Source organism: Uliginosibacterium sp. 31-16 (genome assembly GCF_030730865.1).
In the GTDB taxonomy this organism is placed as follows: Bacteria; Pseudomonadota; Gammaproteobacteria; order Burkholderiales; family Rhodocyclaceae; genus Uliginosibacterium.
Genome location: NZ_JAVALZ010000002.1, coordinates 776,193 through 792,251, shown reverse-complemented (window position 1 = coordinate 792,251; position 16,059 = coordinate 776,193). Strand labels below are relative to the sequence as shown.

General features: G+C 59.1%; 19 protein-coding genes. 13 read left to right on the top strand and 6 right to left on the bottom strand.

The window, feature by feature from the left end; translation table 11 throughout:
- Window positions 1–234: 234 nt before the first annotated feature.
- From ccoN to Q9Q94_RS11330, 7 genes are all read left to right on the top strand, one after another.
- On the top strand, window positions 235–1,656 hold the full coding sequence (ccoN, locus tag Q9Q94_RS11360) for a cytochrome-c oxidase, cbb3-type subunit I (protein ID WP_305980178.1): 1,422 nt from the start codon (window positions 235–237) through the stop codon (window positions 1,654–1,656).
- A gap of 18 nt (window positions 1,657–1,674) precedes the next feature.
- Entirely contained in the window at window positions 1,675–2,280 is a 606-nt protein-coding gene (gene ccoO, locus Q9Q94_RS11355; protein ID WP_371929849.1) for a cytochrome-c oxidase, cbb3-type subunit II, read from the top strand.
- Window positions 2,281–2,295: 15 nt separating this feature from the next.
- Window positions 2,296–2,478, top strand: a complete 183-nt coding sequence (locus tag Q9Q94_RS11350; protein WP_305980176.1) for a cbb3-type cytochrome c oxidase subunit 3 — start codon at window positions 2,296–2,298, stop codon at window positions 2,476–2,478.
- A gap of 5 nt (window positions 2,479–2,483) precedes the next feature.
- Complete coding sequence (gene ccoP / locus Q9Q94_RS11345) at window positions 2,484–3,395, top strand: cytochrome-c oxidase, cbb3-type subunit III (RefSeq protein WP_305980175.1); 912 nt, start codon at window positions 2,484–2,486, stop codon at window positions 3,393–3,395.
- A gap of 93 nt (window positions 3,396–3,488) precedes the next feature.
- On the top strand, window positions 3,489–4,952 hold the full coding sequence (gene ccoG, locus Q9Q94_RS11340) for a cytochrome c oxidase accessory protein CcoG (RefSeq protein WP_305980174.1): 1,464 nt from the start codon (window positions 3,489–3,491) through the stop codon (window positions 4,950–4,952).
- Between the two features lie 9 nt (window positions 4,953–4,961).
- A complete protein-coding gene (locus Q9Q94_RS11335) occupies window positions 4,962–5,468 on the top strand; it encodes a FixH family protein (protein WP_305980173.1) in 507 nt (168 codons plus the stop codon).
- Window positions 5,469–5,489: 21 nt separating this feature from the next.
- On the top strand, window positions 5,490–5,753 hold the full coding sequence (locus tag Q9Q94_RS11330) for a hypothetical protein (protein WP_305980172.1): 264 nt from the start codon (window positions 5,490–5,492) through the stop codon (window positions 5,751–5,753).
- Between the two features lie 137 nt (window positions 5,754–5,890).
- Here the strand turns inward: Q9Q94_RS11330 and Q9Q94_RS11325 are convergent, their stop codons facing one another.
- Window positions 5,891–6,334 (bottom strand): universal stress protein, encoded by a 444-nt coding sequence (locus Q9Q94_RS11325; RefSeq protein WP_305980171.1) that lies wholly within the window; start codon window positions 6,332–6,334, stop codon window positions 5,891–5,893.
- A 140-nt stretch (window positions 6,335–6,474) separates the two neighbouring features.
- On the opposite strand from Q9Q94_RS11325, the gene Q9Q94_RS11320 reads away from it, so the two are divergent.
- Window positions 6,475–8,208 (top strand): alpha/beta hydrolase, encoded by a 1,734-nt coding sequence (locus Q9Q94_RS11320; RefSeq protein WP_305980170.1) that lies wholly within the window; start codon window positions 6,475–6,477, stop codon window positions 8,206–8,208.
- Window positions 8,209–8,287: 79 nt separating this feature from the next.
- On the opposite strand, the gene fnr is transcribed toward Q9Q94_RS11320, so the two are convergent.
- Window positions 8,288–8,950, bottom strand: coding sequence for a fumarate/nitrate reduction transcriptional regulator Fnr (fnr, locus tag Q9Q94_RS11315; RefSeq protein ID WP_371929848.1), 663 nt, complete (start codon window positions 8,948–8,950; stop codon window positions 8,288–8,290).
- Between the two features lie 168 nt (window positions 8,951–9,118).
- Here fnr and hemN point away from each other — a divergent pair, with 168 nt between their 5' ends.
- From hemN to ppa, 4 genes are all read left to right on the top strand, one after another.
- A complete protein-coding gene (gene hemN / locus Q9Q94_RS11310) occupies window positions 9,119–10,495 on the top strand; it encodes an oxygen-independent coproporphyrinogen III oxidase (RefSeq protein WP_305980168.1) in 1,377 nt (458 codons plus the stop codon).
- A gap of 70 nt (window positions 10,496–10,565) precedes the next feature.
- Window positions 10,566–11,270 carry a sulfite exporter TauE/SafE family protein gene (locus Q9Q94_RS11305; RefSeq protein ID WP_305980167.1) on the top strand — a complete coding sequence of 235 codons (705 nt, stop codon included), beginning with the start codon at window positions 10,566–10,568 and terminating at the stop codon, window positions 11,268–11,270.
- Window positions 11,271–11,304: 34 nt separating this feature from the next.
- Window positions 11,305–11,730 carry a universal stress protein gene (locus Q9Q94_RS11300; protein WP_305980166.1) on the top strand — a complete coding sequence of 142 codons (426 nt, stop codon included), beginning with the start codon at window positions 11,305–11,307 and terminating at the stop codon, window positions 11,728–11,730.
- Between the two features lie 133 nt (window positions 11,731–11,863).
- Complete coding sequence (ppa, locus tag Q9Q94_RS11295) at window positions 11,864–12,409, top strand: inorganic diphosphatase (RefSeq protein ID WP_305980165.1); 546 nt, start codon at window positions 11,864–11,866, stop codon at window positions 12,407–12,409.
- A gap of 178 nt (window positions 12,410–12,587) precedes the next feature.
- On the opposite strand, the gene ybiB is transcribed toward ppa, so the two are convergent.
- Window positions 12,588–13,499: a DNA-binding protein YbiB gene (gene ybiB, locus Q9Q94_RS11290; RefSeq protein ID WP_305980164.1), complete on the bottom strand. Its 912-nt coding sequence runs from the start codon at window positions 13,497–13,499 to the stop codon at window positions 12,588–12,590.
- Between the two features lie 54 nt (window positions 13,500–13,553).
- On the opposite strand from ybiB, the gene Q9Q94_RS11285 reads away from it, so the two are divergent.
- A complete protein-coding gene (locus Q9Q94_RS11285; RefSeq protein WP_305980163.1) occupies window positions 13,554–14,093 on the top strand; it encodes an LEA type 2 family protein in 540 nt (179 codons plus the stop codon).
- A 110-nt stretch (window positions 14,094–14,203) separates the two neighbouring features.
- Here Q9Q94_RS11285 and Q9Q94_RS11280 read toward each other — a convergent pair whose 3' ends face one another.
- Genes Q9Q94_RS11280 through apbC form a run of 3 tightly spaced genes read right to left on the bottom strand, consistent with a single transcriptional unit; the run spans window position 14,204 to window position 16,056 of the window.
- On the bottom strand, window positions 14,204–14,584 hold the full coding sequence (locus Q9Q94_RS11280; protein ID WP_305980162.1) for a cytochrome c family protein: 381 nt from the start codon (window positions 14,582–14,584) through the stop codon (window positions 14,204–14,206).
- Window positions 14,581–14,952, bottom strand: a complete 372-nt coding sequence (locus tag Q9Q94_RS11275) for a cytochrome c family protein (protein WP_305980161.1) — start codon at window positions 14,950–14,952, stop codon at window positions 14,581–14,583. The genes Q9Q94_RS11280 and Q9Q94_RS11275 overlap by 4 nt, the downstream gene beginning before the upstream one ends.
- A 12-nt stretch (window positions 14,953–14,964) precedes the next feature.
- A complete protein-coding gene (apbC, locus tag Q9Q94_RS11270; protein ID WP_305980160.1) occupies window positions 14,965–16,056 on the bottom strand; it encodes an iron-sulfur cluster carrier protein ApbC in 1,092 nt (363 codons plus the stop codon).
- Window positions 16,057–16,059 lie beyond the last annotated feature (3 nt).

Here is a 16,059-nt window from a genome sequence, read left to right as displayed (position 1 = left end):
TTTCGTCCCAAACTTTTGTTCGCTGCCTAAAAACCCTTCTTGTTGTGCTAGGATTTGCGCCAGCGCAAAAACTCACTTGATTTTGATCAAAAAGTGAGCGAGAGGGCAAGGATGGTCCTCCTGCTGATGTGTGGTTGTGCCGCTGAAGCCGCTGGTTTTAAGCACACCGCTGAAACTCCGTGAATTCCGGGGGGGGGGCAGGCGCTAGGTTCCTTCTCTACTGCGAGGTGGCTTATGCAAACCCAGGCGACTTACGACTATCAGGTCGTACGACAGTTCGCGATCATGACGGTTGTTTGGGGCATCGTCGGCATGCTGGTCGGCGTGATTATTGCCGCACAGCTGGTCTGGCCTGATCTGAATGTTCACGAATACCTTCACTTCGGGCGCTTGCGCCCTCTGCATACGAATGCGGTGATTTTTGCTTTCGGCGGCTGTGCTCTGATGGCGACATCGTTTTATGTGGTGCAGCGAACCTGTCACACCAGTCTGTTTTTGCCAAAACTGGCCTCCTTTGTGTTCTGGGGGTGGCAACTTGTCATCGTACTGGCTGCTATCACCTTGCCGCTGGGTTACACGTCAGGCAAGGAGTACGCCGAACTCGAGTGGCCGATCGATATTCTCATTGCAGTCGTATGGGTGGCCTATGCCGTGGTTTTCTTTGGCACCATCGGGAAGCGCAAGACCTCGCATATCTATGTAGCCAACTGGTTCTACGGTGGTTTCATCCTGGCCGTCGCCTTGCTGCATATCGTCAATTCAGCCGAGATCCCTTTTTCGCTGATGAAATCCTACTCGGCTTATGCCGGGGTACAGGATGCGATGATCCAGTGGTGGTACGGGCACAATGCTGTGGGCTTCTTCCTGACGGCAGGCTTCCTCGGCATGATGTATTACTTCGTGCCCAAGCAGGCGGGGCGCCCGGTGTATTCGTATCGTCTGTCGGTGGTGCACTTCTGGGCGTTGATCTTCACATATATGTGGGCGGGCCCTCATCATCTGCACTACACCGCATTGCCTGACTGGGCGCAATCCATCGGCATGGTGTTCTCGCTGATTCTGCTGGCCCCAAGCTGGGGTGGCATGATCAACGGCATCATGACCATGTCCGGGGCTTGGGATAAATTGCGTACGGATCCAATCCTGAAGTTCCTGATCACCTCGCTGTCTTTCTACGGCATGTCGACCTTTGAAGGCCCGATGATGTCGATCAAAACGGTGAATGCCCTGTCGCACTACACAGACTGGACTATTGGTCACGTGCATTCTGGTGCGTTAGGCTGGGTGGGGATGGTGTCTATCGGCTCCATCTACTATCTGTTGCCGCGACTCTATGGCAAGACCGAGATGTATTCGGTGCGTCTGATTACGCTCCATTTCTGGGTGGCAACCATCGGCATCGTGCTTTACATCGCTTCGATGTGGATTGCAGGCGTGATGCAAGGCCTGATGTGGCGTGACGTGAACGTTGATGGCACGCTCAAGTGGGCTTTCATTGAAAGCGTCAAGGCGACGTATCCGTACTGGGCGATCCGTTTGTTGGGCGGCCTGCTCTACCTCTCCGGCATGTTCATCATGTTCTACAACATGGTGCGCACGATTGCTGGCCAGAAAGCGGTTGATGCTCCGGTGCTTGCACCGGCGGCGGCACACTGAGGAGAGATCAAGATGAAACTGAATCATGACGTGATTGAAAAGAGCGTGCCGCTGTTGATCGTGCTGACCTTGCTGGTGGTCAGCGTGGGCGGTCTGGTGGAAATCGTCCCCTTGTTTTTCCAGAAATCCACGACAACCCCGGTCGAAGGCGTGAAGCCTTACGATCCGGTGCGTCTGGTTGGCCGGGATATTTACATTCGTGAAGGCTGTTACAACTGTCATTCGCAGATGATTCGGCCTTTTCGCGCGGAAACCGAGCGCTATGGGCATTACTCTGTGGCGGGCGAGTCTGTATACGATCACCCGTTTCAGTGGGGGTCCAAGCGTACCGGTCCCGATCTGGCGCGGGTAGGAGGACGGTATTCGGACGTATGGCATCGCGCACACTTGCTCAATCCGCGCGACGTGGTACCCGAGTCGAACATGCCGGCTTTTGCGTGGCTTGACCGCCCGGTCAAAGCTGACGACATTCAGGCGCGCATGAAGGCCTTGCGTGTCGTGGGGGTGCCGTATACGGATGCAGAAATAGCGGCCTCGCCTGAGCAGATCAAGGGCAAGACCGAGCTGGATGCGTTGATTGCATACCTGCAGGGTCTGGGTACGGCGATCAAGAACAACAACTGAGCTCAGGAGGCGATCATGGATATTGATAGCGTGCGCTCGCTGGTAACAGTGCTCGGGATGACCTGTTTCCTGGCCATCGTATTTTGGGCTTACAGCCGTTCTGCCAAAAAAGGGTTTGAAGAGGCTGCCATGTTGCCGTTTCATGAAGATGACGAAGTGGACAGCCAGTCTGCTTCCCGTTCGCATACTCAGGGGTAAGCATCATGAGTGATTTCGTCAGCGATACCTGGCATTACTATGTTGTGGGTCTGGTGGTCCTGAGTCTGGCTTTTTGCCTGTGGATTCTTGTGTCCAACATGACCAAGCGCGAGAAGGGGCCGGTAACCCTTCACGATCACATCTGGGACGAGACCCTGCAGGAGTACAACCATCCGTTGCCACGGTGGTGGTTGTACCTCTTCTGGCTGACATTGGGTTTTGCGGTCGCTTATCTTGTGCTGTATCCGGGTTTGGGTACGCGTCAGGGGCAATTGGGCTGGAGCGGAAAGTCTCAGTATGAGGCCGAAGTCAAGGCCGCTGAAGCGCAGTTCAAACCGATTTATGCCAAGTACGCCAAGCAGGATCTGGCTGCGGTAGCGGCAGATCCGGAAGCCCAGGCGATGGGGCAGCGTCTGTTCCTGACCTACTGTGCGCAGTGTCATGGAGCGGACGCCCATGGGGCGAAAGGTTTTCCGAACCTTGCTGACAATGATTGGCTGTATGGTGGCGATCCGGCCACCATCAAGACCACCATTACTGGCGGACGGAACGGCGCAATGCCTGCGTGGGGTGCTGTATTGGGCGCTGATGGGGTGAAGGATGCGGCCAACTATGTGCGTTCTTTGTCAGGTCTGGCTAATGACTCCATCCGGGCTCAGCGTGGTAAGGAGCTGTATGCACAGAACTGCATTGCTTGTCATGGGCTGGAAGGCAAAGGCAATCAGGCGCTGGGTGCCCCCAATCTGACGGACCGGATCTGGCTGTGGGGATCGTCCGAAACCTCGCTGATAGAGACCATCAGCAAGGGGCGTCAGAACCAGATGCCGGTATTCAAGGATTTTCTGGGCGAAGACAAAATTCATATCCTGTCGGCGTATGTGCTGAGTCTCTCAAAGAGCCAGGACAAACAACAATAAACGGCAATAATCAGCCGGGGCGCGCAAGGCGCCCCGGCCTTGCTTTCAGGGTAGGAAACTGCAGCCCTTGGGGCTGCGTGCGGAGACCGCTGTATGGATCGCGAAGAAAAACCGTCCAGTGATGAAACGACAAGCAGTCCAGAAGTTTCGACGCGCGTGGTGAAGTTGCATCCACGCGCGGCGGGTGCTGATGCCGATGCTCTCTATGAAGTTCGTCAGAAGGTTTATCCGCGAGCAGTCAGCGGGCGATTTGCTGCCTGGCGCTGGGCACTGGTGTGGCTGACTCAACTCGTTTTTTACGGGCTGTGCTGGTTGCCATGGAATGATCGGCAAGCCGTTCTTTTCGATCTGGCAGAACGCAAGTTTTATGTATTTGGCTGGGTGTTCTGGCCGCAGGATGTTTTTTTTCTGGCGATCCTGTTGATCATCTGTGCGTACTCCCTTTTCCTGTTTACTGCGGTGGCTGGGCGTTTGTGGTGCGGTTACGCGTGTCCGCAGACGGTTTATACCGAGATTTTCATCTGGATTGAAAAGCTGGTTGAGGGGGATCGTGCCCGGCGCATGAAACTGGATGCTGCAGGCGCCAGTTTCCGGAAAATTCTGCTCAAAGCCGTGAAGTATGGAGCGTGGGTTGCGGTAGCGCTGTGGACCGGTGTTAGCTTCGTCGGCTATTTCTCTCCCGTCAGAGAGCTGCTGTCTGGCCTGATCAATTTCTCTGCAGGCGGTTGGGAAATATTCTGGATCCTGTTCTACGGCGGCTTCACCTATCTGATGGCGGGGGTGATGCGTGAGCAGGTATGCAAATACATGTGTCCTTACGCGCGCTTCCAGGGCGTAATGTTCGACCCTGACACCTTGGTCATCACCTATGACGAGGAGCGTGGCGAGCCGCGTGGTTCCCGGCGCAAAGGCGTTGCCGTTGCCGGGCAGGGAGATTGCGTTGATTGCGGGATTTGTGTGCAGGTCTGTCCAACTGGGATTGATATCCGCCAGGGCTTGCAATACGAATGCATCGGTTGCGCAGCGTGTATTGATGCCTGTGATCAGGTGATGGACAAGGTTGAACTGCCGCGCGGGCTCATCCGCTATTCGACCGAGAATGCAATTCGCAAACACTGGGGGCGAGGCGACATCATCCGCCATGTGCTGCGTCCGCGGATCCTGATTTACGTGACGGTGCTGTGCGCAATCTGTATCGCCTTCGTGTGGGGACTGACTACACGCAAGCCACTGAGGATGGATGTCATCAAGGACCGGACGGTGCTGGTGCGCGAGGTAGAGGGCAGTCTGCTGGAGAATGTTTACATCCTCCACGTGATGAACATGGCTGAACAGCCGCGTCATTTGCGGCTTGGAGTGTCCGGCATTGAAGGTGTGACGCTGGATGGTCAATCAGAGATCGAAATGTTGCCGGCGCAGAACAAGACCTTGACGGTTCGGGTTCGGGTTCCACTGGATACGCTGACAAAGGGGGCTCATCAAGTGTTTTTTGATCTGCAGGCTGAAGATGATTCCTCTTTGCGGCTGCACGAAAAAGCCGTTTTCATTGCCCCTTAGAAAGCCATCATGCGCCCTGTGACTCAACCTTCGTCGAGCCTTCGTCCCTGGTACAGGGAGCCTTGGCCTTGGCTGCTGATGAGCTTGCCGGCATCTGCGGTCGCGGCAGGTCTGGTTACCTGGCTGATCGCCTTCCGTTCGGATGATGGTCTGGTTGCTCAGGACTATTACAAGAAAGGCTTGGCTATCAATCGTGTCCTGGCCAGCCAGGAACGCGCGACCCAGATGGGATTGACCGCCAGCCTGCAGCAAGATGGTGAGCAGCTGGATCTGGTATTGGAGTCGACGCGTGATCTGACTTTACCGGATCAGGTCCGGCTGAGTTTGCTCAATCCGGCACGCGCCGGTTTTGATCAGGTCGTGATGCTGCAGCGGGATGGCAAACACTACAAAGGCAAGATCAGACAGGTGCGCGATGGGCGCTGGAATCTGAAACTTGAAGACGAAGGCGGCGTCTGGCGCCTGTTCACTGAAACCCGTTTGCCTTTGCTGGCGCCTGTGCGCCTTGAACCCTGAACCGAAAATCTAGGGGGTGTTATGGCTGTTTCGCTGACCAACCGGCTGGTTCTGATGCTCTGGCCATCCTTTCTGATGGCAGGGGTGGCCGAGATCGTGTTTTTCACCCTGATCAATCCTCAGGAGCTGTATCTGCTGGGGCGCCCCGTTCGCTATTCCGTGATGGGCACTTATTCACTGGGTTTTCTTCTGTTCTGGGTTTTGTGTGCGGCCACGTCCGTCACCACGTTGTTTTTTGCCCGGACCAGTGCGCAGGTCAACCATCCGGAAACTCCGGTGGAGTGATCAGAAGGAGGCGGCCGAACCCAGAGGGGGAGGCCGCAGAGCCGCTTCTGGCGGCCGTCTTCAGAGGGGTGTGTTCAAGAAGCAGGCGGGGCGAGGCTCTGCAGCCATGCCTCTATGCCTGCCCCTCCCGCACAAATTCAACGATAAACCAGTACCGGAACCTTGCAATGGGTCAGAACCTTGTGGGTTTCCGAGCCGATCAGCAGTCCGGCCAGCCCCTTGCGCCCGTGTGAGGCCATGAAGACCAGATCACAACCTTGATTCTGGGCGGCATTGATGATGACCTGGTAGGGGATGTCACTGACTTCGGTCAGGCTGTCGGCCTTTACTCCGGCCTTTTGCGCGATGGCGACGGCCTCCGCCAGGACCTTCTCGGCCTGTTCCCGGGTGCCTTGCGCGAATTCATCCCGGCTTTCCGGAGCCAGCATCGCCCCCTCTCCGGCAATCGGCAGGGGGAATTCGGGCTGCACGTAAAGGAAAGTCACATCAGCCCCCAGACTCTGCGCGAATTTCACGCCGCTGGAGACAGCGCCGGCCGAGAGTTCAGAGCCGTCAGTGGGAATCAACAGGTGCTTGTACATGAGTTCCTCCTTCGCCGTTTTTGCGTTGATCTGATTTCTGGCGGGCAGCCTGCCTGCGTGGTGCCACCCTTAGGTCAGCTCGCGCCGCAGTAACCCTTCTGCCATGATTCATTCTATGCTCTTCTGCAGAGGGGAACGCAATGAATGCAAAACAGGGCGACGATGATCTCAAGCCCGAGCGTCCGTTTTATCGCGAATGGCACGAGAAAATTGATGCCAGCGTTGATCCTCTGGGCGTATTCGTGCCCCTCGCGCATGCCCAGCTGGCGTGGCTGCTGCATCCTCAGGAGCTGATCGAGCATGTGATGGGATTTTCTTCGGATGTGCTGGCAGTCGCTGTTCATGCTGCGCGCCGGGCTGCTGGAGTTGCCAGCGAGGATCCGATCACGCCCCAACCGGACGATAACCGCTTCAGCGATCCCGCGTGGACCGAGCATGCCTCCTGGGATATCACCAAAGAGTGGTATCTGCTGGTGACACGGCGCATTCAGGACATGCTCTACGAGACTCCGGGGCTTTCGGACAACGAACGTCGCAGGGCTGCTTTCTGGTGGCGGACCTATCTCAACGCGGTTGCGCCAACCAACTTTTTCTGGAGCAATCCGGCGGCCATGCGTTTGGCGGTCGAAACTCGCGGTGAGAGCCTGCGCGCCGGCTGGCAAAACTTTGTCGACGATCTGGCTGCAGATGATCTCCGCATGACCAATCCGGACGATTTCAAGGTGGGTGAAAATCTGGCAACGACACCCGGCGTGGTGGTTGCCCGCAACCGTTTGCTGGAAGTGCTGCGTTACGCGCCGACCAAGTCAAAGGTTCATTCACGACCGATCGTGATCGTCACGCCATGGATCAACAAGTTCTACATCCTTGATCTGACCCCGAAGAAGAGCATGGTGCGGTATCTGCTTGACCAAGGGTTCGACGTGTATATCACCAGCTGGAAGAATCCTGATGCGTCGATGCGTGATGTCAGTTTCGAAGACTATCTTATCGAAGGTGTCGATTTTGCCATCAATACTGCACGTACCTTGTCGAAGTCCGATCAGGTCGTGGCGGCGGGTTATTGCATCGGCGGTACGGCACTGAGTATCTACATGGCGTGGGCTGCACGGCAGTTCCCTGCGGACAAACACCCTGTGGCGTGCTGGACTTTGTTTACCACCTTGACCGATTTTTCTGCGCCGGGTGATATCGAGGTGTTCATCGACGAAGGCAGTGTGCGCTATCTGACAGATGCAATGCGGCGCAAGGGCGTACTCGAAGGCAAAGAGATGGCGGTTTCCTTCCGTCTGCTGCGTTCCAATGGCTTGATTTGGCATTACTACGTGCATGGCTATCTGTATGGCGAAAAGCCATCAGCTTTCGACGTGCTGTTCTGGAACATGGACTCCACCCGCATGCCGGCGGCAATGCATTCCTGGTATCTCAAGGAGCTGTACCTGCATAACCGCCTGATCGAGCGTGATGCGTTGACCGTTGCCGGACAACCGATAGACCTGGAGCGGATCGAGCAACCGCTGTACGCCGTGGGGGCCGAGGATGATCACATTGCTCCGTGGCGGCAAACCTTCCGTGTAATGAATTTTGTGCGTGGTCCCAAGCGCTATGTCCTGTCGAGTTCCGGGCATATTCTGGGCATCGTCAATCCGGTGGTGACACCGCCGAAGCGCAAGTTTCGCGCGGATGTGGTGCATCGCACCGATACGGTTGAGAAATGGCTGGCGCGTGCCGATTGGACATCCGGTTCATGGTGGGAGGACTGGATGGCTTGGCTGGTTCCGCAGGCCGGAGAGCTGCGCGAGGCGCCCGCCGTCGAGAAACTTGCGCCACGCAAGCTCGGTGCAGCGCCGGGTACCTACGTGCTGGAGCCTTGAATGGCAAACGGCCGAGTCATTCAGTGAATGGTCCGGCCGTGCCGCTCTCTGTGAGGAGAGCCTTCAGTGGAGCTTCGGATCAGCTCGGGGTGTGGTTCAGCAGGGCCTTGAGGCCGTCTGCATTGAGGATGCGGATGTATTTCTGCTGAACGCCAATCAGGCCTTCGTCGTGGAATTTCGAGAACGCACGGCTGACTGTTTCGAGCTTGAGGCCGAGATAGGAGCCGATTTCTTCACGAGTCATGCGCAGGTGAAATTCCGATGCTGAATACCCGCGTACCCGCATGCGTTGCGACAGATTGAGGAGAAAGGCGGCAATCCGCTCTTCCGCTCGCATGGAGCCAAGCAGGATCATCAGGCTCTGATCGCGGACGATCTCGCGGCTCATGAATTTGTGGAACTGCTGCTGAAGACTTTTGATCCCGCGAGAAAGCTCTTCAAGCTGGTCATAAGGCATGATGCACACTTCACTGTCTTCCAGCGCCGTGGCATTGCAGACATGGTGATCATTGCTGATGCCATCCATGCCGATGATCTCGCCCGCCATCTGAAAACCGGTGACCTGTTCAAGGCCTTCCTCGGTCAGGATGTCCGTCTTGAAAAAGCCGGTGCGGATGGCATAGAGGGCCTCAAACGAGTCGCCTGCACGGTATAACTGCTGGCCACGCTTGAGCTTGCGCTTGGTGACCATATCATCAAGTTTGTGCAGATCGTCGTCGTCGAGGCCAACAGCAAGGCACAACTCACGAAGATTGCACTGAGAACAGGCAACGCGCATATTGTTTGAAGTCAGGGGGATGGTAACTTTCTGGTCCACGCTTTGGAGTTTACCTTGCGGATTGATCAACATCAACGTTTTTGCTTACTATCTCTGCGATTGTTTTCCTCCACCTGAAAAAGAACACGAATCGTGCAACATACGATCAGTTTTGACCCCGACCTCATCCGGCGCTTTGATGTGCCCGGCCCACGCTATACCTCCTATCCGACGGCTGATCGTTTCACTGATGCATTTTCCGCGCCAGATCTGGCCCGGCATCTGGGCCGGATCGTGTCGGACAGTGGGCTGTCGCTGTACTTCCATATCCCGTTCTGTAACACCATCTGTTACTACTGTGCCTGTAACAAGATCATTACCAAGGATCGGACGCTGAGCGCGAAGTACATTGATTATCTCGGGCGTGAAATGGCCATGCAGGCCGCTTTGCTGTCGGCGCCGCGCAAGGTGCAGCAGATGCATTTCGGTGGGGGTACTCCGACTTTCCTTTCGCCAGAGGAGCTTGGGAAGCTGATGGCGAGCATTCGCCAGCATTTCGAGTTGCAGGCGGGAGGAGAGTTTTCCATTGAAGTCGATCCGCGCAAGGTTTCGGCGGAGTATGTCGCTCTGCTGGCGCAAGAAGGCTTCAATCGCATGAGCGTGGGCGTGCAGGATTTCGATCCGCAGGTGCAGAAGGCGGTCAATCGCATCCAGTCGGTCGAAGAGACACGGCTGGTGATCGATGCTGCGCGCGCCGAGGGCTTCAAATCCGTCAGTGTCGATCTGATCTATGGCTTGCCGCATCAGAGCGTCGAGCGTTTCGGCAAGACGCTGGATACGGTGCTGGCTATCCAGCCGGACCGGCTGGCCTTGTACAACTATGCCCACTTGCCAACCCGCTTCATGCCGCAGCGGCGCATCAACGAGGCTGATTTGCCGCTTGCTGACGAGAAGCTGCAGATCCTGCAGCTGGCGATTGAAAAGCTGGCCGCAGCCGGTTACGTCTATATCGGCATGGATCACTTTGCCCGGCCGGATGATGAACTGGCGGTCGCGCAGCGTGAAGGCCGGCTGCAGCGCAATTTTCAGGGGTATTCGACGCACGCCGAATGCGATCTGCTCGCTTTCGGTGTTTCGTCGATCAGCAAGGCCGGCGGAGCGTTCAGCCAGAACCAGCGCGACCTTGATGCCTACTACGCCGTGCTGGACCAGGGGGCGTTGCCTGTGATGCGTGGCTGGGCGCTGAGCGAGGATGACATTCTGCGCAACGCCATCATTCAGGCCCTGATGTGCGATTTTGCATTGTCCTTCCCGGCGCTGGAGAGTCGCTTCGCTATCCGCTTTGCGGACTACTTCGCCAGCGAACTTGAGGACTTGCGCGATCTGGCCAAGGCGGGTCTGCTTGACCTGGATGCGCAGGGGCTGGTGGTCAGCGCAAAAGGGCGCATGCTGGTGCGCATCATCGCCATGGTGTTTGACCGCTATCTGCGCAGCGATCAGGCACAACGCCGTTACTCCCGCGTGATCTGATTCGGTTTGCCCTGATCGGCAGACCGGCATTCCCGGCTTAGAATGCGCCATCGCATTCTGAAGGATCCTTGTGCCTGAAACCGGATATCTGGCCGTTTTTCTGATCGGCCTGTTGGGCGGCGCCCACTGCATCGGCATGTGTGGCGGCATCGTCGGAGCCTTGTCCGCGCCTGTTCCTGGCGCAGCCCCGGTCTGGTCGCGGCAGCTTGCCTACAACCTGGGCCGGATTGCCAGTTACACCGCCATCGGAACGGCCGTTGGTGCACTGGGTTCCGCCAGCCTGCTGTTCAACCGGTTCCTGCCGGTGCAGATGGCTTTGTACATTCTCGCCAACCTCATGCTGATCGGCATGGGGATCTATCTGATGGGTTTCACGCAGGCGCTGGCTGGGGTCGAGCGCATGGGGCAGTTCCTGTGGCGACGCATCCAGCCGCTCAGTCGCCATCTCATGCCCGTGCGGAACTGGCGTCAGGCCCTGCCAGTCGGTTTTCTGTGGGGGGTTCTGCCCTGCGGATTGACCTACAGCGTGCTGTCGCTGGCGCTGGTCAGCGGCTCAGCCCTGCGGGGCGGGGCGCTCATGCTGGCTTTCGGGGCAGGAACCCTCCCTAATCTGCTGCTGGCTGGCATCCTGCTGGCACGTTACAGAAATATTGTGCGCAGCCGTTCTTTCCGTACAGGAGCAGGCCTGATCGTGCTGGCCTTTGGCGTGTATGGCCTGATCCGGGCGCCCGAGTTGGGCGGGCGGCTGTGGGCCGGCGTGCTGTGCGAAATTTGAAGATTTTTCATTCCAGTAATGACGGGAGCGCAAGATGAACATTCTGCTGGCTGTTGATGGTTCCGAATACTCCGCCCGGGTGGTGGATGCCCTGCTGACCTTTTCCGGACGGCTGCGCGAAATGCCCCGAGTGCAGGTGCTCTATGTCCATCTGCCGATTCCAATCGGGTTTGCCACCAAGCATGTGGCGCGTGAAATCGTGGATAACTACTATCACGAGGAAGGTCAGGCCGTGGTTCAGCCTGTCGCCGATCGCCTGATCCAGGCCGGGCTGAATGTACAGACCCATGTTCGTGTCGGCTCGCCGGGCGAAACCATCGCGCATGCGGCCAGGGATCTGGAGTGCGATGCGGTGTGGATGGGCACGCATGGGCGTGGCGCGGTAACCCAGGCCTTGCTGGGGTCGGTGGCGGCACGCGTGGTGGCGCTGGCGCACAAGCCGGTGACGCTGGTGAAGTGAAGCTGGACAGGTCGGGGGCGCCTTCGTAGTTACACCGATACCCAAAGTGCAAAAAAAGAACGAGAATGCCCCCGCCTGAGTAACACCACTACATAAAAAGCAGACTTCATACCCAACCAAAGAGGGTTATTTCATGGGTTTCAACAACGTCTTGCCGGGCAATGTGCCCGATGACGTCAACGTCATCATCGAGATCCCGGCGCATGCCGACCCGATCAAGTACGAGATCGACAAGGATACCGGCGCAGTCTACGTCGACCGTTTCATGGGCACCTCGATGTCCTATCCCTGTAACTATGGGTATGTGCCGCGCTCGATTTCCGGCGATGGCGATCCGGTCGATGTGCTGGTAATGGCGCCTTTTGCCCTGATTCCTGGCGTGGTGATTCGCTGCCGGCCGGTTGGCGTGCTGCGCATGAATGACGAAGCCGGCGAGGATGCCAAGGTGCTGGCGGTGCCGGTGCCCAAGATCACTTCGCTGTACGACAACATCCGGACTTATCAGGATCTGCCGTATCTCCTGTTGCGTCAGATCGAGCATTTCTTCCAGCATTACAAGGATCTGGAGCAGGGCAAGTGGGTCAAGGTGCTGGGCTGGGATGGCCCGGACGCGGCGCGCCAGGAAATCTATGCCGGCGTGGCGGCTTTCAATGCCAAGGCGGGCGAATCGACGGACTGAGCCGCGCTGCCGTCTCGCCAGAAAAGGCCTGCCATGTGCAGGCCTTTTTCATGGACATGTCTGGAGGCCCGCTTCTGACAAGGATTTCCGGGTAGTGTGCCCGGAGAAGCTCTTATGTATTGAGCTTTCGCCATGCCTGTCTGAAAACGCTTGCCAGACGCGGCTCTTCAGGCAGGTGTCAGTTGCAGGCCAGCGCCTTGAGGGCGGCAACCTGATCCAGTATCGGTTGCGGCACGGGGGTTTCGTCCGCCAGCATGCGCCGGATCAGTGCCGCATTTTCGGCGACCGAGCAGGATTCGCCTTCAATCTCCTCGCCGCCAAACTCGGCGGCAGCAAAGATTTCTTCTGCGATCCCCTGCGTGAAGCCCAGCAGACGGGGGCGGCGGCGCGGGGCCGCATAAGCTTCGCCCTCGGTGCCACGCATCAGCAGCGCCGTGGCCTGCTTCGCTTCCAGCAAGGTCTGCATGGATTCGAGGTAGGGCGGGTGAGTGACGGCCACCACGCGCACGCTGCGGCCCCGGCAGGGATCAAGCAGCTTGGCGAGCGTGTGGCCACTGTTGCGTACGCCCAGCGTCAGGCGCAGGCCGAGCAGCCAGTCCAGTCCGCGCGCCAGCATGTCCAGGCGCAGGCAGGCAATGTGGCGATCAGCCAGTGCGGCGGCGGCATCCGGCAGGCTGCGCTCGGTGTCGATGCCCAGCGCGGCAAGCAGGTCGAAGGGGCTGACGCGGGATTCGAAATCATGCCGTCCCTGAACCAGCACCGGCACGCCTTCGCGGGCCAGCAAGAGCGCCACCAGCGGCATCAGGTTGGGCTGCTTGCGGGCACCGTTGTAGGTGGGCAGCAGCACGCAGCGCGGGCCGGCGGGTACGCTCACCTGACGCGTGCGTTCGTCCAGTGCGGCGAGAAAACCGAGCAGCTCGTCCGGCGTTTCGCCCTTGATGCGCAGGGCCATCAGGATGGCGCCGAGCTCCATGTCCGGCACCTTGCCGTCGAGGATCAGGCCGAACAATTCCTGCGCCTGTTCGCGTGGCATGGAGCGGGCACCCTTGGCGCCACGCCCGATTTCCTTGATGATCGAAGCGTAATTCATGCCGCGATTATCGCTTGTCGGTAGCCGGGGGCCAAATCAGGAGAAGAAATAAGCATGAAAACCCGATTGATGACGCAGCACACCGGCTGGGCGGAGTTCTCGAAACGCGTTCTGGTGCTGGGGGCTGCGCTGCTGCTGGCGGCTTGCGCCACGGCCTGGCAGAAGCCGCAAGTCAGTCTGGCCGAGGTGCGTCTGGCGGGCGGCAATCTTCTGCAGCAGAAACTCAAGCTGCAATTGCGGGTGAAGAACCCGAATGGTGTCGACATCGGGGTGGAGAGCCTGACATTCGATCTGCTGGTCGGCGAGAGCCGCTTTGCCAGCGGCCAGTCGGCGGCGCCGGTCCTCATTCCGAAGCGTGGCGAGGCGCTGGTCGAAGTCGATGCGAAAGCGCAGGTGCTTGGCTTGCTGTCTCGTCTGCCCGAGCTGACGGGGGCTGACGGCAAGCTGCACTATCGCCTCAAGGGCGAGGCACGGATCAGCGGCTACGGCAACGCACCCTTCGATCAGCCCGGTGAACTGGAACTCGGCAAACTGCAGGGTCTGGGAGGCGCTCGCCCGCCGGCAGAAAAGAGTCCGGACAACACCCGTCTGTAGAGCCGCATCTGGCGGGCTTCTTCAACAGGCCTGCCTGAAAAGGGGCTGGGCATGCGGTGCTTGCCGGTGGGGTGCTGAAGAAGCCTGCCGGGTGCGGCTCTCCGGGCCAATCATTGCGCCTGCTGCAGCCAGGCGATCAGATCGGCCAGTTCCGCCGGATTGGGTTTGCCCAGCAGGCGCATCTTGGTGCCGGGGATGTCGGTCTTTGGCGAAGCCAGATACTGCGCGAGCCGCTCGGGCGTCCAGGTGATGTTCGAGCCTGCCATGGCATCCGAGTAGCGATAGTTCGGCCCCGAGGCGGCCTTGCGGCCGACCACGCCAGCCAGCGCAGGTCCGCGCTTGTTCTTGCCGACGCTGACGGTGTGGCAGTCCGAACACAGGTTCTCGAATACGGCGCGGCCTTCCGCTGGATTGGCGGCCAGGCTGTTGCTGGCGCAACAGATGAGGGCGCTGGCCAGAAGGAGGCGGCTCAGGGAAAAGCGCGTCTTCACCGGGTTTGCTGCTGCAGCCAGGCGATCAGATCCGCCGAGTCCTGCGCGCCGGGCGCGAAGAGCAGCCACATCTTGGTGCCGGGCACATTGCTGCGCGGTCCGTCGATGAAGGCGGCGAGGCGCTCGGGCGTCCACTCGAATTTCGCCGCCGCCATGGCGTCCGAATACTTGTAGCCCGCGACGCTGCCCGCTGCGCGGCCGACCACGCCGGTGAGATGCGGCCCCTTCTTGTCTTTCGCGGGGTCCATGCTGTGGCAACGCGCACATTTGTTATCGAACACGCGGGCGCCGTTGGCCGGATCGTCGGCGGCCGTTGCCAGCAGCGGGCAGAGCAGGGCGAGGCTCGTGATCAGCGGGAGAAGACGCATGGCGCGTTCCTTTCAGTCCTTGTTGACGACGATGGTCGGGAATTTCAGGCGCATGTCGCGTTGTTTCTCGGCGATGCTGATCGCCACCTTGCGCGCGATAGCGCGGTAGGCGTCTGCAATCGCACTGTCCGGCTCGGCGACCACGGTTGGCGTGCCGGCGTCGGTCTGGCTGCGGATCCTGATGTCCAGCGGCAGGTCGCCGAGGAAGGGAATGCCGTAGTCCGCGCACATCGCCTCGCCTCCGCCGGCGCCGAAGATGTGCTCGGCGTGGCCGCAGTTCGAGCACACATGGATGCTCATGTTCTCGACGATGCCGAGGATCGGAATGCCGACCTTCTCGAACATCTTGAGACCCTTGCGCGCATCCAGCAGCGCAATGTCCTGCGGCGTGGTGACGATCACCGCGCCTGTGACCGGCACGGTCTGCGCCAGGGTCAGCTGGATGTCGCCGGTGCCCGGCGGCATGTCGATGACCAGATAGTCGAGCTCGTTCCAGCGTGTATCGAAGAGCAGCTGGCGCAGGGCTTGGGTGACCATCGGGCCGCGCCACACCATGGGCTGTTCGGGGTCGATCAGGAAGCCGATGGAGTTGGCCTGTAGCCCATGCGCCTGCAGCGGCAGCATGGTCTTGCCGTCGTCGGATTCGGGCTGGGCTGCGGCGATGCCCAGCATCTGCGGCTGGCTGGGGCCGTAGATGTCGGCGTCCAGAATGCCGACGCGTGCACCTTCCTGGGCCAGTGCGAGGGCCAGATTCACGGCGGTGGTGCTCTTGCCGACGCCGCCTTTGCCGGAGGAGATGGCGATGATGTTCTTCACGCCGGGCAGCAATTGCACATTACCCTGCACCTTGTGGGCGACGATCTTCGCGCTGACCGTGGCTTTCGCGCTGGTGACGCCGGGCAGGGCGCAGGCCGCGGCCTCGATCTGAGCCGCGATGGCGGTGAACTGGCTGGTTGCCGGGTAGCCCAGCTCCACGCTGATTTCGGCGGTGTCGCCCTTGAGCGTGGCGGCCTTGATGGCTTTGGCCTCGGCAAAGCGCTTGCCGGTGTTTGGATCGATCAGTTCGCCGAGGGTGGCGAGGAGGTCTTGCTCGGATACACTCATGTC

Bases quoted from the DNA above. Each gene is read 5' to 3' on its own strand.
- ccoN (WP_305980178.1), top strand. From the start codon at position 235: ATGCAAACCCAGGCGACTTACGACTATCAGGTCGTACGACAGTTCGCG.
- Q9Q94_RS11320 (WP_305980170.1), top strand. From the start codon at position 6,475: ATGAATGCAAAACAGGGCGACGATGATCTCAAGCCCGAGCGTCCGTTT.
- Q9Q94_RS11350 (WP_305980176.1), top strand. From the start codon at position 2,296: ATGGATATTGATAGCGTGCGCTCGCTGGTAACAGTGCTCGGGATGACC.
- apbC (WP_305980160.1), bottom strand. From the start codon at position 16,056: ATGAGTGTATCCGAGCAAGACCTCCTCGCCACCCTCGGCGAACTGATC.
- Q9Q94_RS11285 (WP_305980163.1), top strand. From the start codon at position 13,554: ATGAAAACCCGATTGATGACGCAGCACACCGGCTGGGCGGAGTTCTCG.
- ybiB (WP_305980164.1), bottom strand. From the start codon at position 13,499: ATGAATTACGCTTCGATCATCAAGGAAATCGGGCGTGGCGCCAAGGGT.
- Q9Q94_RS11330 (WP_305980172.1), top strand. From the start codon at position 5,490: ATGGCTGTTTCGCTGACCAACCGGCTGGTTCTGATGCTCTGGCCATCC.
- Q9Q94_RS11300 (WP_305980166.1), top strand. From the start codon at position 11,305: ATGAACATTCTGCTGGCTGTTGATGGTTCCGAATACTCCGCCCGGGTG.
- ppa (WP_305980165.1), top strand. From the start codon at position 11,864: ATGGGTTTCAACAACGTCTTGCCGGGCAATGTGCCCGATGACGTCAAC.
- ccoP (WP_305980175.1), top strand. From the start codon at position 2,484: ATGAGTGATTTCGTCAGCGATACCTGGCATTACTATGTTGTGGGTCTG.
- Q9Q94_RS11335 (WP_305980173.1), top strand. From the start codon at position 4,962: ATGCGCCCTGTGACTCAACCTTCGTCGAGCCTTCGTCCCTGGTACAGG.
- ccoG (WP_305980174.1), top strand. From the start codon at position 3,489: ATGGATCGCGAAGAAAAACCGTCCAGTGATGAAACGACAAGCAGTCCA.
- Q9Q94_RS11325 (WP_305980171.1), bottom strand. From the start codon at position 6,334: ATGTACAAGCACCTGTTGATTCCCACTGACGGCTCTGAACTCTCGGCC.
- Q9Q94_RS11275 (WP_305980161.1), bottom strand. From the start codon at position 14,952: ATGCGTCTTCTCCCGCTGATCACGAGCCTCGCCCTGCTCTGCCCGCTG.